Source organism: Scytonema millei VB511283, assembly GCF_000817735.3.
Lineage (GTDB): Bacteria > Cyanobacteriota > Cyanobacteriia > Cyanobacteriales > Chroococcidiopsidaceae > Chroococcidiopsis > Chroococcidiopsis millei_B.
Window position 1 is genome coordinate 573901 of sequence record NZ_JTJC03000002.1, and the last position, 15376, is coordinate 589276.

Genomic DNA, 15376 nt, shown 5'->3' on the forward strand with positions numbered 1-15376 from the left:
CAACTACCAATTACTAATTACCAATTACCTAAATACTAACTATGTATCCTCGGTTGAGGATGTAAAGTTGATAATAACTGACTTTCCACTACAGCTAATTCTTCTAGCCTTTGGGTGAACACAGCGCGATCGAAATAAGTATCTGCCAAAATCCAATACGTCCCAAAATGTCTAGCCTCCGAAGCCATCAAACCGCGATAAAATTTAGCTAGCTCTGGTTCTGGGCAATGGGTGGCTAAAAGCCCTAACCGTTCGTGACTGCGAGCTTCAATCAAACCAGAGACGAGCAAAGAATCCAACATCCGTTCTGGCTCTTTGACACGGATTTGCGCTTTTAAACCCGCGCCGTAAGGAGGTGGTGCTAAAGGTGCTAGAGGAATTCCTCGTCGTTCTAACCATTGGTTCACCTGCTCGAAGTGTTCCAATTCTTCCCTCGCGATCGCCGTTAGCGATCGGACTAATTTTTGGCTCGAAGGGTAACGAAATATTAAATTTAGAGCTACCCCAGCTGCTTTGCGCTCGCATTGGGAATGATCCAATAAGATGGTATCCAAGTTAGCGATCGCTTGTCGTACCCAATCCTCAGTGGTCGGAACGACTAGAGCGTTAATTTTGGCGACTGTTAAATCGGCTACATTCATACTTACTCAATTTCACTAGAGCTGATTTTTTTGGCTTAAGCCATAATTAAAATGAAAGATTAATATCTTCCAAACATTCTTCACCCATTCTTTAACCAATATCTCCTTGAGTACAGATAGGCTGGAATCAACAAGCGGTATTATTGTTAACCCAAAACTTCTATGAGCGCAGCGCACCAACGTCGCATTATTATCGGTGATGTGCACGGTCACTATGACGGACTGATGATTTTGCTTGAGGCGATCGCCCCTGGCGCAGCCGATGAAGTTTATTTCTTGGGAGACTTAATCGATCGCGGACCGCAAAGCGCACAAGTTGTTGATTTTGTCAAGCAAAGTCCTTACTATTGCTTGCTTGGCAATCACGAACAAATGCTGTTAGATGTGTTGACTAAACGCGCATCCAATCAAATTCGCCAAGCTTGGCTTTACAGTGGTGGATATGAGACTTTAAGCAGTTACAAAACAGCCACTATTCCTCGCGATCATATCGAATGGCTGCAAACCTTGCCTACTCATCTTGACTTAGGCGATATTTGGTTAGCTCATGCTGGACTCGATCCTAGACTTCCCTTGGCAGAGCAGTCAGTCGAGCAATTTTGTTGGGTGCGACAGGAATTCCACAGCATGAAACAGCCTTTCTTTGCAGACAAACTCATTATCGTCGGTCATACAATCACGTTTACCCTACCAGGAGTACGCCCTGGAGAACTCGCCCAAGGACAAGGCTGGTTGGATATCGATACTGGTGCTTATCACCCCAGAAGCGGTTGGCTCACAGCAGTTGATATCAACAATCAGATTGTCTATCAAGTCGATGTTTACGATAAGCTAGTTCGGACATTGCCCCTGTCGGAAGCAGCAATCCATATCAATCCCGCTCAGGTGTTAGCAAGATTGTAGAGACACTCTACCGAACGTCTCTACAAATAAAAATTAACGTAATAGCGGGCGAATTCTAGCTCTGTAAGCAGCGCTATCTAACCCATCGCCCTCATCTGCGGCTGGAGAATCGATCGCTTCTCTGAGTCTGGCAATACGGCTCTGAGTGGCTGGATGGGTACTCAAAACAGTAGGTGTGGAACCACCTTTCTTCAATAATTTCTCCATAAAAGAAACCATTGCTTCTCGATTGTAGCCAGCTCGTCCTAACATCTCTAACCCTGTGGTGTCCGCTTCATACTCATCTTTACGACTATTAGGACGGCGCAAAGCCAGATCGACACCGATCGCCACAGCTCGGTTACGGTTTAAGCCAGCCGCAGTTGCCAATCCTCCCGCGATCGCAGTGCTACGCATTTGCTTAATCAAGTGACGATTAGTGATGTGACCGATTTCGTGACCTAGTACGCTGGCTAATTCTGCCTCGTTATTGGCAGTACGCAGCAATTCAGTGGTGACGTAGACAAAACCCCCAGCCGTAGCAAAGGCATTGACGCTGTTATTATCTACAACTTGAAACTGATAAGGAAGATTGGGGCGATCGCTCTCGGCGGCTACCCGTTCTCCTACCCGTTCTACATAGCGATTGACGCTTGTGTTGCGATAGAGACGAAATTCTTTCCCAACCATCTGTTGGTTGATTTGCTTGCCTAACTCGACTTCCTCTTCCTCCGAAACATCAGACAGTTGGATGATTTGCGCTCCCTGTTGAATCAGATCGAACCAGGAAATGGCTTTTGCCAATCCAGCAGAGCCGATCAGCAAGCCGACGACTACTGATAGTGATATAAGCGGATAAAGCCAGCGACGCTGGGTACGACGAGAGAACGAAAAGAATAGGTTGAACATCGCCGGGAATTGTTGTTTGAAAGACGGAAAAATTTTTAAACTTGCTGTAATGATAGACGGGCAAAAAAGCTTTTGGTTGCCATAAATGGAGATGAGAAACAGGGGGGACAAAGGAGACTAGGGGGACAAGGGAGACTAGGGAGACTAGGGAGACTAGGGGGAACTCGCTCTTCCCCACGACCGAAGGGAGTGGGGAATAGGGGGCGAAGGGGGACAAGGGAGACAAGGGGGAGAAATATAGATTCTCTAATTCTTGTCTATTCAAATCGTAAAATATCTGTCATCGCAGTAGAATCGTGCTACCCTTTCATTGACCAGCGATCGGCAATCAGCAATCAGTATCTCTCCCTCAGCCTCCTCAACCTCCTCAGCTCCCTCAGCTCTCTTATATTCCTTAGCCTCTTCCCCCAAGTATGAAAATTTTAGATTCCCAAGGGCGTTTATTTGGTAAGGTCAGTCTCCTCGATATTGGAGCAGCCTTAGTCATCTTCTTGGTAGTAGTGGGGATCTTTTTCTTCCCTGGCACTTCTGGAGCGCAAATTGGCGTGACTACCAAACCTGTAGAAATTGACGTGATCGTGCGGGGTTTGAGCGTGCGCGATCCGCAACAGCTATTTGAGCAGGGACTAAAGCCAGGTGGAAAAACCAATATCATTATCCGCAATCAGCCTTACGGTCAGGTAGGCGTGAAAGCTGTTAAACAACTACCGAGAACCACGCTCGTACCTCAACCTGATGGCTCGGTGAAAGTTCTGCCCGATCCACGCGAAAATCAATACATTATGGATATGGTTGTCACCCTAGAAGGCAACGCTCAAATCACTAAAAATGGTCCAGTCATTGGTAATAGCAAACTCAAAATCGGTATCCCTGCTCAGTTAGAAGGCTTTAATTACGATTTTACTGGTGGTGTCATCGCTCTGAGATTTCCAGAGAAATGATTACTGGGGAGTTAGAAAGAAGTTACGATCGCATTTGCACCTAATTTGCTTGACTTGTCTCCCGACTCCCGACTCCCGACTCCCGACTCCCTTCTAGTATGGGTAAAAATTGCCGAATCAGTCCAATTGTCACGGCTGGGAGTTCTAGCTGGGGTGTCAAGCCAACTTCTGGCAAACTTTGAAAAATTTTAATTGCTTGAGAATTGATCTGAGCAAATCGCTGTCCAATTTCTGGAGAAGTGAATTCAGATTTTTGTCCCCAAATAATAGCTGTAGGAACGGTCAGTTGGGGAATATAGAGAGACAAGTCGAAGCACAAGTCGCCACGGACAAAAGATAAGGCGGCGTACTCAGCGTTGGGTTGGGTAGCAGATTCGAGGTAAGCAGCGACTATTTCTTCATAAATACGATTGGGTTGGGCAAACTGGCGCTGTTCTAAAAAATTACGAATTCCGTTACTCGTAGCAACGCCCGTGCTGTAAAGTAGGCGATCGAGAACGGGAACGCTGACGATTTGGGCAAAGAAACTGCGGGAATAGTTTTCGCCAAAATCAGATAGTCCGGCAGGTGTAGTTAAGATTAAAGACTGAAATAATTCTGGACGAGCGATCGCTATCCTAACGACCATCGCCGCTGTCAGGGAGGAAGCAATAACTGTGACTGCACCCTGACAAGTCTGTTCTAAAAACTCCGCGATCGTCGTGAGATAGTCTTCAACGCGATAACTCCGTGCTGGATGCTCAGAGCGTCCCCAACCAATTAAATCTGGCGCTACAATGCGGTATTCAGCCGCAAAAGCCGGATAAACCTTCGACCATTCGTAAGCTGAAGACCCGCCGCCAAAACCATGTATGAAAACGAGAGTTGGTTTGTCAGCATTATCGGCTCCATCTTTCAACCAAGGTTCCCCAGCATCGGTATAGTAAACCATTCTGCCTAGAGAGGTCATCACAGAACGCTGTTCAAATCCAGGTGGTAAAAACATAATTTGTCATTGGTCATTGGTCATTTGCAAGTAGCTAGCCACCAGCCACCAGTCACTGATAACTGGTCACTGTTTCACGGGTTCCGCTTTTTCTACCGATTTATCGGTGACTCCCAAAGTCAGTTTTAAGGGCGTGCGCGTGGGACGAGCTTTGACAACTTGACGATAGACTTGATAATTCGTAGGTAAAGTGACTTGGCGATCGCCTTGGGGATAACTGAACTGATACTCCACAGATTTGATTAACTCTGGAGGACTCGCCCCTTCGCCCGATTTCTTTCTTTGTTCTACCTCATCTACTGTAGGGCGCGGTGGTAGAGCCGCCCACCACAGTCCTCGGTCGTCGGGACCAGTGACCGCGCCGATTGGTTTAATCCCGTTACGATTGATTAAAGATGTGGAAGCAAAGGTTTCAAATCGAGGTGATTTGTTATTAAGGTCGATGGCATACTTGACTTGCCAAGTGTAAATTGTTTTTGCAGTAGCTTCGTATTGGTCAATTGTTAGATTAGAACAACCACTTAGGGCGATCGCGATCGCACCCCCCACTACCATTAGTCGATACCAAGAATTGCTCATCAGTTATCAGTTGTCAGTTATCAGTTATCAGCGAGTCGGGAAATTTTGACTTTTAACTTTCCCTACTCCCTACTCCCTACTCCCTACTCCCCAGTTAATGCAGCTAGCGCCCTTCTTACCCCTAATGTATCGAATTCTCAAGCCGTCGTTTCCTAGTTGCTTGTGGTCTGGTCACGATCGCGCCCGCTCGATTGCTTTGACTTTCGATGACGGTCCCCATCCTTGCCATACAACTAAGTTGCTAGAAGTTTTAGACCGCTATGCCATCCCTGCTAGTTTTTTTTGGCTGGGTGCTTGCGTTCGACGCTCTCCCGACCTTGCCAAAGCAATTTACCAACGAGGACATTGGATCGGTAATCACGGCTACGACCATCGCTCTTTTCCCATGCTGACACCTACCGAATTGCAACACAGTCTGGTAGCTACCCAAGAGGCGATCGCGACTGCTTGTGACTTACCTACTGCCCGCGTGCGCGATGTCCGTCCGCCGAATGGTTTGTTTACACCTCAAACCTTAAATTTGTTACATCAATGGGACTACAGACCTGTAATGTGGAGCGTAGTTCCCGAAGACTGGGTTCGTCCTGGGATAGCTGTTGTCGTTCAACGGGTCATGCAGCAGGTACAAAACGGTTCGCTGATCGTACTGCACGACGGTGCTTGTGGTGGTGCAGATGTTGCCGATGTTGCTGCTCTGTTAATTCCGCAATTGTTAAGCCTGGGTTACGAATTTGTTACGATCGATACCTTGTGGCAACAATCTCTATCCCTTACGAGTCAAGGTTTTTCGTCTTCTTTAACTAGTGGCGATCGCTCTTTTTGACACAAATTTAGTGAATTTCTCGTGAGGGGAGCTGTCATCTGCCTTCAGTATTAATTACAATGACAGAGAAAAGTTTATTAGTTTGTCAAGAACACGTAGGTTGAAATATCCGTACAACCTCGGTTAACTTGTGATTATGATTGACGATCGAATCAGTCGCATCTCAATCGAGAATAGAACATTTGCACTAAGTGGGAAGTTTGATGTTTCGGAAAATGCCAAAACCTATTTCCGCACCAGTGCAGAGTTACTGGTACTACTATTGTCAATCGCGCTTAGGGGACACATGAACGACTAAACAAGGCTGAATAGGTGGTCTAGACTATTTTTCCTCGCAAAACACGCAATGGCAAAAAATGCTCTACTCCTGTTGTCTTACACTACTAAGCATTACACTTCACCATCAATTTGCACTCTGCAACCTGGGTAGATCTACGCGATTTTTCTCCAGATTGCGGAAGACAAATTTAAGATGTAATTCGTAGGTGTAAATACAAATTGGGAAACAATTGAACTTGTCTTGACCTTCTGACTTCAAAATTAGAACACTAAATCTGCCCAAATTTTGTGAAACAGGCTACAATCGGAACGGTCTTCATTACCTAAGAGATAAATAGCTATTGGTGCATCTATCCAAGGCTATGTCTATATAGATTGAGCAGAGCTTATTTTAGACCAATCGGTTAATCTCAAAGTATGTTTTCAGGCAAGAATCCTACCACCATATCGTTCGGATCTGCCCATGAATCTTCCCGACAGAGAATCTCTTTGCAGCCAGTCGCTAGCTGATGCAATGAGAGCAATTTTTAAGTGACTAAATGTTTGTTGAATCAAGGAGCATGAGGAACGCGGCATGAACCAGGCTAACAACGTACTACTCGAAAATATTCAACAGTCTGAACCCCAAATGGCTCGCCAGTCTGATTTCGAGCGCGATTTTGACTTTTCAATAGAAGAAGCAGAAGAGTTACAAAGCTTAGAAGTAGATGATAGTGACGGATTTTTAGAAGTTCAGCCTGACGAGGATGACGCTAAGCCTGGGAAAGGTGGAAAAACCCGTCGGCGGGCGCAAACAAAGAAAAAACAATATACCGAAGACTCGATTCGCCTTTACTTACAAGAAATCGGTAGAATTCGCCTATTACGAGCAGACGAAGAAATTGAATTAGCGCGAAAAATTGCCGATTTACTAGAGCTAGAACGAATTCGAGAAAAGCTATCCGATCGATTAGATCGCGAACCACAAGACAGTGAATGGGCGGAAGCAGTTAAGCAGAATTTACCTGCATTTCGCTATCGTTTGCACGTCGGACGGCGGGCTAAGGACAAAATGGTACAGTCAAACCTGCGTCTAGTGGTGTCAATCGCTAAAAAATATATGAATCGCGGGCTGTCGTTCCAAGACTTGATTCAAGAAGGTTCTTTAGGTTTGATTCGGGCGGCTGAGAAGTTCGACCACGAAAAAGGCTATAAGTTTTCTACCTACGCTACATGGTGGATTCGCCAAGCAATTACTCGCGCCATTGCCGATCAATCTCGTACCATTCGCCTGCCAGTCCACCTCTACGAAACTATTTCCCGCATTAAGAAAACAACTAAATTGCTATCGCAAGAAATGGGTCGCAAGCCTACCGAAGAGGAAATTGCTACCCGCATGGAAATGACAATCGAAAAGCTGCGATTTATTGCTAAATCAGCTCAGCTACCAATTTCATTAGAAACGCCCATCGGTAAGGAAGAAGATTCCCGACTGGGCGATTTTATTGAGTCGGATGGAGAAACGCCAGAAGATCAGGTTTCTAAGAATTTATTGCGCGAAGACTTAGAAAAAGTTTTGGATAGTCTCAGCCCAAGGGAAAGAGACGTGTTGCGTTTGCGCTATGGCTTAGATGATGGTCGAATGAAAACACTAGAAGAAATCGGACAGATCTTCAACGTGACTCGTGAAAGAATTCGTCAAATCGAAGCAAAAGCCCTGCGAAAACTTCGCCATCCCAACCGTAATAGCGTGCTGAAAGAATATATTAGATGAAGTCGGAATTCGGAATTCGGAATTTGGAATTAAAGATTCTGAAACGTCTTTAGACTAAATTCTGATTCTGAAGAAAAAAATGAATCATCGGTGTGAAGAACATTTGGAATGGTCTTCATACTAAAAAGACTTGGGAACGCACATTCCCAAGTCTTTTTCCTGCGCTAAACCTTCCACCACAGATTTACAGAATTCCCCAGAAGTGTAGGAAACCTTGACCCGAGAACAGCTCGATCGCAACAGCTGCTAAGAAACCGATCATTGCTAAGCGACCGTTCCAAATTTCGGCTTGAGGTGTGAAGCCCCAACGCCATGCGTTGCGATCGTCCATAACTGGTGTGGTGACTTTGGTTGTGTCTTGCATGATTGATGCTCCTAAATTGATACTTCAGAATTCTGTAACTTTTTATTTAATTATGTAAATTAATATAACAACTGTTTGCTGGAAATGCAATAGTTTAAATGAAATTGATTCTCAAAAAATAGACGGACTTAGAGAAAATAAAGCCGAAGAAGCCACTGCAAACTTGCTTTTTCTGTTGTGCAGCAATTCAGACTGAAATCAATTAGTGATAATTTATACTAATTATTTATAAGAGCTTTAATTCATGGATGTCTCAAGCGTGAAGAAAGCCCTGTTCGGATAACATAAAGAGCGTCTAACTCACACTATGTAGATAGACAAGATGCTTATCCAACGAAAGCTAGAGTATTCGCTGAGAAGCATTCACCGCGACAAAATCAAATGTTGACTAGCTTAACACTAGGAATAAAGCAATAAAAAACCCTACCATTGCCAAGCGACCATTCCAGAGTTCTGCTTGAGGGGTGAAACCCCAGCGCCAAGCATTGCGATCGTCCATCGCTGTAGCAGCAAGTTTTGTAGTGTCTTGCATATTTCTATCTCCAGTTAATCCCAGTTCATTAAGAATTACAACAGAATATGTAAATTAATGTAAAAAATAAAGATTCTGCTGCGCTCTATCTTAAGGAGGAGATAGGTGGTTGTCAGTTATCAGTTATCAGTTATCGGTTATCAGTTATCAGTGACTGGTGGTTAGCAAAAAGTCAAGCCACTAGCCACCAGCCACTAGCCACTCACTACTCTCTACCAACTGCCAAATTAGTTGCTGGATCGAAAAAGTGAATTTTTTCTGGGTGAAGCGATAGCCACAATTGTTCGCCGATATTCGCCGTTTGGTCTGGTGGAATACGAACTTGTAAGGGAGTAGGAGTAGCATTAGCCGCAGCCGTAGTGGTGACAAAGAGATAGGTTTCGTTACCCAAGGCTTCCACTAGCTCGACTTGTACGGGAAGATTGTGAGGTGCGGCGCTACTCAAATTTAGGTGTTCTGGTCGAATGCCCAAAATTAAATCTCGTCCATCGTACTTGAGTAAAGCAGATGTCCAAACTTCGGGGAGATTGAGACGAAATAGGGGATGGACGATCGCTGGAGTCTGAAACTGAACTGAGAGAAAATTCATCGGTGGTGAACCGATAAATTCAGCGACAAACTTAGTCGCGGGGTGATTGTACAGTTCTAGCGGACGAGCGACTTGCTCGATTTGTCCTTGGTGCATCACAGCAATGCGATCGCCCATAGTCATTGCTTCTGTTTGATCGTGAGTGACGTAGATTGTTGTCGTTCCCAACTGGCGTTGTAGTTTGACGATTTGGGCGCGGGTTTCTGCCCGTAATTTTGCATCTAGATTGGAAAGGGGTTCGTCCATTAAAAAGACTTGAGGGTTGCGCGCGATCGCTCTACCAAGAGCTACCCTTTGCTTTTGTCCCCCCGATAGCTGTTTTGGCAAGCGCTGTAAAAACGATTCAATTTGTAACAGAGCCGCAACACTTCTGACTCGCTGGTCGATCGCCCGTTCCCTTGCCGTCATGTAACGCAGTCCTTTCGGCAATCTTCTGGTTATCCCAATTAATAAATTTTGGATCTGAAGTGGAATTTCTGCCCCTCCAACTCCCTCAGCTCCCCCAGTTCTAGTACGCCGCAGTCCAAAAGCAATATTGTCATACACGGACATATGGGGATAAAGAGCGTAATTTTGAAATACCATCGCGATGTCTCGTGCTTTCGGCGGAAGTTGGTTGACAAGGCGATCGCCAACCCAGATGTTACCCGAACTTAACTCTTCCAACCCTGCGATCGATCGCAACAGCGTACTTTTACCGCAGCCTGAAGGTCCAACCAGCACCATAAACTCGCCATCCTCAATGGTGAGGTTAATCGAGCGTAAAACATCGACATTTTCTGTTTGCTTTGGTACTTTCTCCACCTGTGGTTTAGATGCTCCCATTGCAGGTGTAGCCTCAACCGGAGCGAGCAGATCTGCTGTCATTGGAACTACAGCGCGATCGCCAGGACGAGCGGGAAAGCTTTTGTAAACGTTTTCTAGTGTGACTGCTGCCATTAGAGGGGCGAGGAGTGAGGAGTGAGGAGTGAGGGGACAAGGGGGACAAGGGGGAACTCGCTCTTCCCCACGACCGAAGGAAGTGGGGATTAGGGGCGAAGGGAGACAAGGGAGACAAGGGAGAAGAAACTACCAATTAGCAACTCCCGACTCCCGACTCCCGACTCCCGCTCTTTGCTGACAACTGATAACTGATAACTGATAACTGATAACTGACTAAGCATCGCCGAAGACCGTAAAATGCCAGGGTTTTTTGACTGCGCCGCTGAGGTCGAACATAACGTGTTTGGCAATTGTATACTCATCAAAAGCATAACGGGAGAGATCTTTGCCAAAGCCGGACTCTTTAAAGCCACCGTGGGGCATTTCAGAAGCCAGGGGCAAATGGTCGTTAATCCATACCGTGCCAAATTGTAGCGCACTGGCAACGCGCCAAGCTTTAGCAGGGTCTTTCGTCCACACAGAGGCAGCCAAACCGTATTTCACGTCATTAGCAACTGCGATCGCCTCTGCTTCGGAGTCAATTGGATTTACTACGACAACGGGACCGAAGACCTCTTCTTGCATAATCTCGCTTTGAGTGGCAGCCTGACAAAATATCGTCGGTTGATAGAAAAAGCCTTTACCTTCAGGTATTCCGCCTAGTAAGTGTGCGGTAATTCCATCCGCCTTGGCTCTTTCTACAAATCCATGCACCCGTTGGCGTTGGTCAGATGAGATTAATGGACCCATATCTGTTGTTTCTGCTTGTGGCGTTCCCAGGCGAATCTGTTGCGACAGCTCAGTAAAAGCCGATAAGAAATCTTGATAGCAAGAGCGTTCTACTAAAATTCGCGTGGCTGCCGTACAATCTTGTCCTGTATTAATATAAGCGCCAACGACTGCACCTCTAGCTGCTGCTTCGATATCTGCATCAGCAAACACGACAAAGGGAGCTTTTCCGCCTAATTCTAAATGCACTCGCGTCACTTTTTGGGCTGCTAGTTCCATAATCCGCTTACCCGTGCGGGTAGAACCAGTAAACGAAACCATTCGCACGTCAGCATGATTTACCAGAGGCTCCCCTACCCCTGGACCTTTACCTGTCACGACATTAATAACGCCTGGTGGAAAGCCGACTTCTAAAGCTGTTTGAGCCAGCATTATAGTTGTTAGAGGAGTTTGGGGTGCGGGTTTAATCACAACCGTGTTACCCGCCGCAACTGCTGGGGCAATTTTCCATGCTGCCATCATGATGGGATAATTCCAGGGAGCAATAGAAGCAACTACGCCAATTGGTTCGCGACGGACAGCAGAAGTATAGCCTGGAACGAATTCCCCAGATGCAATTCCCTCTATAACTCTGGCTTGTGCGGCAAAGTAGCGAATATTGTCGATCGCAAAGGGAGTATCGCCGTTTGCTGCTAGTTTTATTGGTTTACCGACATTGAGGCTTTCAGTTTGTGCTAGTACTTCTGCTTTTGTTTCTAAAGCATCGGCAAGTTTGTACAGCAACGCACTCCGTTCGCCTGGAGAGAGGCTAGACCATGCAGGAAAAGCTTGTTTTGCTGCCTCTACAGCTTTATTGACATCAGCATAATCTGCTTGCGGGACTTCCGCGATCGCGTCTTCCGTAGCAGGATCGATGACTGTTTCCCAATTGGCACTCACAGCTGCCACTGCTTCCCCGCCGATAATCATCTTATGTTGTTCCATAATCCGCTCAGTTATCAGTTATCAGTTACTTACGACTTACGATTTACGACTTACGACTTACCGATCGCTCCTCGCTCCTAACCACTGACTCAACAACACCAAACCGACTGAAAATAAAAGAATTAGTGTTACTGTAGCGTTAATTTCTGGGGTCATACCAAAACGCAGTCGCGCCCATATTTCCATTGGTAGTGTATTATCCTGCCCCGTGAGGAAGATTGTCACGACGATCTCATCAAAACTTAGGGTAAAGGCGAGTAGGGTAGCTGAGATCAGAGCCGATCTCAATCCGGGAAACACCACTTTCCAAAATGCTTCCCAAGGGGGAGAACCCAAGTCGGCTGCGGCTTCTTCCAGACTGCGAGGGAGGCGGGCAATTCGGGCAGCGACAGTGTTAAATACAACTGGAAAGCCAAACGTGGCATGACCGATAATGACAGTCATTAATCCCAAGGGTAGGTCTATTGCCGAAAAGAAGCTGAGCATGGCTACCCCCGTGACAATTCCAGGTAGAACAATCGGTAAGATAACTGCGGCGCGGAAGAAGTTTTTGCCAAAGAATTGATATCGCTGGATTGCTAAAGCTGCCAAAGTTCCTAAAGTTGCAGCAATAGTACAAGATGCGATCGCTACTTTTAAACTATTAAATAATCCTATTTGTAGCTGTTCGTCCTGCAAAGCCTTGGCGTACCAATCCAGAGTCCAACCGTGAATTGGTAGAGATAGCACTCTCCCCTGACTGAAGCTAAAAATAGCGATCGTCAAGATAGGCAAATACATGAATAAATAGACGATCGGCGTAATTGTGCCGAAAATGAATTTAGGGAGTCGTAGGGGCGGGTTCATACAGAATCTCTATTTAGTACGAAGTTTTTTGGTAAACCCGCCCGTACAGGAGTCGGGAGTCAAGAGCGTTCAATTCCGAATTCCGAATTCCGAATTCCCTTCTGTCTCCTACTAATTTCATAAGTTTTCTAAAGCACCTTTGCGGGAGATAATGGCTATCAGTCCAAATATTAGCAACAATACTACCATTGCCAAAGCAGAACCAAGAGGCCAATTGTCAGCGACACCAAATTGATTAGCGACAATATTCCCAATCAAAATATCTCCTGCTCCACCCACTAAGGAAGGGGTGATATAATCTCCCATTGTCAAACTGAATACTGATAGCGAACCCGCCAAAAATCCTGGTAAAACTAAAGGAAAAGTAACTCTACGAAAAGTGTATAAAGGATGTCCTCCTAAATCTGCCGATGCTTCTAATAAGTTACTCGGCAGTCTTTCAAAGGCAGTCACTAAAGGTAAGATCGTAAATGGCAGCCATACGTAGCAGAGAGTCACAACCATCGAGAATTGATTGTAGAGAAATAGGGAAGAAGGCTGAGATAGTATACCTAGAGATATTAGCAAGCTATTTAAGACACCGTTGTAGCCTAAAATAATTCGCCACGCAAAAACGCGCACGAGATAACTAGACCACAGCGGTAAGAGAATTAAGATTGTTAGTAATCGTTTATATTTTCCTGCATACTTAGTCAGAAAATAGGCAACTGGAAAAGCTAATAACGTATCAATTATAGTGACAGCGATCGCAATATATAAAGTACGAATAACTGTATTGCGGTAACCAGAATTAGTAACAATTTGGATAAAATTTTCCCAGGTGAAACGAGGAATAACCTCCACATACTGGTGCTGCATGAAAGCATAACTGAGAAGTATGGCTAGGGGAATGAAATAAAACCCCAACATCCATAAGCAAGGAGGCAGAAAATTAACCCAAAAATCTGCTGGTTTAGTCACAGGTTTTGACTGGACTGTTATGGTTACGTCCATTGAGAAAGTCAAAAGTTAAAAGTCAAAAGTCAAAACTTGAGAAAGTCAAAAGTTAAAAGTCAAAACTTGAGAAAGTCAAAAGTTAAAAGTCAAAAGTCAAAACTGAGGAGTCAGAAAACAGAAGATAGGAGACAGAGGTTAACATTACCATCGATCGCTGGTCACTGGTTACTGGTCACTGTTGCTCCGCCACCAACAATTGTAACGACTTCTAGGCGATCGCCTGCTTGCAATTGCGTGTTATCCCAAAACTGACGGTGCAAGATTTCGCCGTTGTATTCTACTGCAACTAAGCGCGGGTTAAAGCCGAGCTGTTCTAGCGCCTCTGGAAGTCGAGCATTGTTAGCACAATTACGAGGTTCTCCATTCACTTGTAAGCTAATTTGTTCGGTCATAAATCTCGATCGACTCTTATTTATAGAGTTTTTATTTATGGAGTACGGTTTTGGATGCGGGCGAGTTGCGCTAAAAAATACTGCGTTACTAAAGTAGGTTGCTCGGCTTGGACGATCGCTCTTACGACTGCAACTCTCTGCGCACCTGCGTTTAGCACTTCATTCACATTGTTAACGTCTATGCCACCGATCGCAAACCAGGGAATGGAAACATTTTTAGCCACATGGCGAATGTATTCTAATCCTACTGGGGCTTTACCTGCTTTTGTAGGCGTTTCGTAGACTGGACCCACGCCAATATAATCAGCACCTTCCTGAATTGCCCGTTGCATTTCCTCTGGATTTGTGGTAGAACGCCCGATAATTTTCTGGGGTCCGAGGAGTTGGCGGGCGATCGCAATTGGCATATCCTGTTGTCCTAGATGCACTCCATCGGCATCTACTGCCAAAGCGAGATCGATGCGATCGTTAATTAAGAAAATTGCCCCGTATTGCTGACAAAGTTGGCGTAGTTGGCGGGCAATCTCTAGGCGATCGAGATCTGCGGTATTCTTATCGCGGTACTGTACGAGGCTCAGTCCTCCTTGCAGTGCTGCTTCTACCACATGAAACAACCCTTCTGTTGGAGAAGTCACTAAATATAAGTACGATTGCGCTAGTCGTTGGTGTCTTTGATAACCCAGTAAGTGACTTTCCAGGGTATAAACTCGATAACGCATCTGTTTAAAGGCAACTCCCATTTTCGGATTGTAGAGCTTACCGTATTCTTCTACAACTCGCAGAGCTTCTTGTACTCGGCAGAAATTGGCTTGTAGTAAAGTTCCTAAGCTAGATCGTCGCTCCTCTTGGGGATGAGTCAGGTCTGTCCCAGGATCGCCAGGAGTATTTCGTGCCGCTCGTAAATCTAGAGTATGCCAGCTAGCTAGTTCTTGGCGTAACTGCTTGCATTCATCGCTGAATTGGCTGCTATTTAATCCAAATCGACACCACTCTTCTATAATCCGCAAGCCTTCACGGGCGCGGTCTAGATTCGCATCCAAAATTCGGCAGACAGCTGGCTGCACTTGTCCTCTCCCGTTTCGTAGCTACCTGACTGAGAACAGACCAATTGATGTTCTAATCGTAACAGTCCCTGCTCAGTTTACGATAGTCGGGAGCAGTTATCAGTTATCAGTTATCAGTGACCAGCGACCAGTTATCAGTTATCAGTGACCAGCGACCAGCGACCGGC

General features: G+C 45.6%; 18 protein-coding genes. 5 read left to right on the forward strand and 13 right to left on the reverse strand.

The features are described 5' to 3' along the window. Positions 1-35 precede the first annotated feature (35 nt). Positions 36-641, reverse strand: a complete 606-nt coding sequence (locus tag QH73_RS10355) for a MiaE family protein (RefSeq protein WP_039716498.1) — start codon at positions 639-641, stop codon at positions 36-38. A gap of 162 nt (positions 642-803) precedes the next feature. Here QH73_RS10355 and QH73_RS10360 point away from each other — a divergent pair, with 162 nt between their 5' ends. Then, positions 804-1544 (forward strand): metallophosphoesterase family protein, encoded by a 741-nt coding sequence (locus QH73_RS10360; protein WP_039716497.1) that lies wholly within the window; start codon positions 804-806, stop codon positions 1542-1544. 33 nt (positions 1545-1577) lie between these two features. Here the strand turns inward: QH73_RS10360 and QH73_RS10365 are convergent, their stop codons facing one another. Continuing rightward, complete coding sequence (locus tag QH73_RS10365) at positions 1578-2432, reverse strand: M48 family metallopeptidase (protein ID WP_039716496.1); 855 nt, start codon at positions 2430-2432, stop codon at positions 1578-1580. Between the two features lie 413 nt (positions 2433-2845). On the opposite strand from QH73_RS10365, the gene QH73_RS10370 reads away from it, so the two are divergent. Further along, positions 2846-3373: a DUF4330 domain-containing protein gene (locus tag QH73_RS10370; protein WP_039716495.1), complete on the forward strand. Its 528-nt coding sequence runs from the start codon at positions 2846-2848 to the stop codon at positions 3371-3373. 40 nt (positions 3374-3413) lie between these two features. Here the strand turns inward: QH73_RS10370 and QH73_RS10375 are convergent, their stop codons facing one another. Both QH73_RS10375 and QH73_RS10380 read right to left on the reverse strand, forming a co-directional pair. Then, entirely contained in the window at positions 3414-4358 is a 945-nt protein-coding gene (locus QH73_RS10375) for an alpha/beta fold hydrolase (RefSeq protein ID WP_052290157.1), read from the reverse strand. 66 nt (positions 4359-4424) lie between these two features. After that, positions 4425-4937: a hypothetical protein gene (locus QH73_RS10380; protein ID WP_039716494.1), complete on the reverse strand. Its 513-nt coding sequence runs from the start codon at positions 4935-4937 to the stop codon at positions 4425-4427. 97 nt (positions 4938-5034) lie between these two features. Here QH73_RS10380 and QH73_RS10385 point away from each other — a divergent pair, with 97 nt between their 5' ends. Next, complete coding sequence (locus QH73_RS10385; RefSeq protein WP_039716493.1) at positions 5035-5760, forward strand: polysaccharide deacetylase family protein; 726 nt, start codon at positions 5035-5037, stop codon at positions 5758-5760. 702 nt (positions 5761-6462) lie between these two features. On the opposite strand, the gene QH73_RS10390 is transcribed toward QH73_RS10385, so the two are convergent. Further along, a complete protein-coding gene (locus QH73_RS10390; protein ID WP_158266008.1) occupies positions 6463-6615 on the reverse strand; it encodes a hypothetical protein in 153 nt (50 codons plus the stop codon). On the opposite strand from QH73_RS10390, the gene rpoD reads away from it, so the two are divergent. After that, complete coding sequence (rpoD, locus tag QH73_RS10395; RefSeq protein ID WP_039716492.1) at positions 6614-7792, forward strand: RNA polymerase sigma factor RpoD; 1179 nt, start codon at positions 6614-6616, stop codon at positions 7790-7792. The two genes, QH73_RS10390 and rpoD, sit on opposite strands and share 2 nt — an antisense overlap. Before the next feature lie 184 nt (positions 7793-7976). Here rpoD and QH73_RS10400 read toward each other — a convergent pair whose 3' ends face one another. The 3 genes from QH73_RS10400 to QH73_RS10410 form a co-directional block, all read right to left on the reverse strand. Then, positions 7977-8156 carry a CAB/ELIP/HLIP family chlorophyll-binding protein gene (locus tag QH73_RS10400; protein WP_039716491.1) on the reverse strand — a complete coding sequence of 60 codons (180 nt, stop codon included), beginning with the start codon at positions 8154-8156 and terminating at the stop codon, positions 7977-7979. Between the two features lie 388 nt (positions 8157-8544). Further along, a complete protein-coding gene (locus QH73_RS10405) occupies positions 8545-8688 on the reverse strand; it encodes a chlorophyll a/b-binding protein (protein ID WP_039716490.1) in 144 nt (47 codons plus the stop codon). A gap of 205 nt (positions 8689-8893) precedes the next feature. Beyond that, positions 8894-10216: an ABC transporter ATP-binding protein gene (locus tag QH73_RS10410; protein WP_039716489.1), complete on the reverse strand. Its 1323-nt coding sequence runs from the start codon at positions 10214-10216 to the stop codon at positions 8894-8896. 28 nt (positions 10217-10244) lie between these two features. Here QH73_RS10410 and QH73_RS10415 point away from each other — a divergent pair, with 28 nt between their 5' ends. Then, positions 10245-10397, forward strand: a complete 153-nt coding sequence (locus QH73_RS10415; protein WP_165587657.1) for a hypothetical protein — start codon at positions 10245-10247, stop codon at positions 10395-10397. Positions 10398-10432: 35 nt separating this feature from the next. Here QH73_RS10415 and QH73_RS10420 read toward each other — a convergent pair whose 3' ends face one another. From QH73_RS10420 to QH73_RS10440, 5 genes are all read right to left on the reverse strand, one after another. Further along, positions 10433-11911, reverse strand: a complete 1479-nt coding sequence (locus QH73_RS10420; protein ID WP_039716488.1) for a gamma-aminobutyraldehyde dehydrogenase — start codon at positions 11909-11911, stop codon at positions 10433-10435. 57 nt (positions 11912-11968) lie between these two features. After that, positions 11969-12757 (reverse strand): ABC transporter permease, encoded by a 789-nt coding sequence (locus tag QH73_RS10425; protein ID WP_039716487.1) that lies wholly within the window; start codon positions 12755-12757, stop codon positions 11969-11971. Between the two features lie 117 nt (positions 12758-12874). Continuing rightward, entirely contained in the window at positions 12875-13750 is an 876-nt protein-coding gene (locus QH73_RS10430) for an ABC transporter permease (RefSeq protein ID WP_039716486.1), read from the reverse strand. Between the two features lie 161 nt (positions 13751-13911). Beyond that, a complete protein-coding gene (gene thiS / locus QH73_RS10435) occupies positions 13912-14145 on the reverse strand; it encodes a sulfur carrier protein ThiS (RefSeq protein WP_039716485.1) in 234 nt (77 codons plus the stop codon). 35 nt (positions 14146-14180) lie between these two features. Continuing rightward, entirely contained in the window at positions 14181-15209 is a 1029-nt protein-coding gene (locus QH73_RS10440) for a thiamine phosphate synthase (RefSeq protein WP_039716484.1), read from the reverse strand. Positions 15210-15376: the final 167 nt, after the last annotated feature.

Coding starts and splice junctions, on each gene's coding strand:
- QH73_RS10385 (WP_039716493.1), top strand. CDS start 5,035: ATGCAGCTAGCGCCCTTCTTACCCCTAATGTATCGAATTCTCAAGCCG.
- thiS (WP_039716485.1), bottom strand. CDS start 14,145: ATGACCGAACAAATTAGCTTACAAGTGAATGGAGAACCTCGTAATTGT.
- QH73_RS10410 (WP_039716489.1), bottom strand. CDS start 10,216: ATGGCAGCAGTCACACTAGAAAACGTTTACAAAAGCTTTCCCGCTCGT.
- QH73_RS10375 (WP_052290157.1), bottom strand. CDS start 4,358: ATGTTTTTACCACCTGGATTTGAACAGCGTTCTGTGATGACCTCTCTA.
- QH73_RS10420 (WP_039716488.1), bottom strand. CDS start 11,911: ATGGAACAACATAAGATGATTATCGGCGGGGAAGCAGTGGCAGCTGTG.
- QH73_RS10380 (WP_039716494.1), bottom strand. CDS start 4,937: ATGAGCAATTCTTGGTATCGACTAATGGTAGTGGGGGGTGCGATCGCG.
- QH73_RS10400 (WP_039716491.1), bottom strand. CDS start 8,156: ATGCAAGACACAACCAAAGTCACCACACCAGTTATGGACGATCGCAAC.
- rpoD (WP_039716492.1), top strand. CDS start 6,614: ATGAACCAGGCTAACAACGTACTACTCGAAAATATTCAACAGTCTGAA.
- QH73_RS10365 (WP_039716496.1), bottom strand. CDS start 2,432: ATGTTCAACCTATTCTTTTCGTTCTCTCGTCGTACCCAGCGTCGCTGG.
- QH73_RS10390 (WP_158266008.1), bottom strand. CDS start 6,615: ATGCCGCGTTCCTCATGCTCCTTGATTCAACAAACATTTAGTCACTTA.
- QH73_RS10370 (WP_039716495.1), top strand. CDS start 2,846: ATGAAAATTTTAGATTCCCAAGGGCGTTTATTTGGTAAGGTCAGTCTC.
- QH73_RS10355 (WP_039716498.1), bottom strand. CDS start 641: ATGAATGTAGCCGATTTAACAGTCGCCAAAATTAACGCTCTAGTCGTT.
- QH73_RS10430 (WP_039716486.1), bottom strand. CDS start 13,750: ATGGACGTAACCATAACAGTCCAGTCAAAACCTGTGACTAAACCAGCA.
- QH73_RS10405 (WP_039716490.1), bottom strand. CDS start 8,688: ATGCAAGACACTACAAAACTTGCTGCTACAGCGATGGACGATCGCAAT.
- QH73_RS10425 (WP_039716487.1), bottom strand. CDS start 12,757: ATGAACCCGCCCCTACGACTCCCTAAATTCATTTTCGGCACAATTACG.
- QH73_RS10360 (WP_039716497.1), top strand. CDS start 804: ATGAGCGCAGCGCACCAACGTCGCATTATTATCGGTGATGTGCACGGT.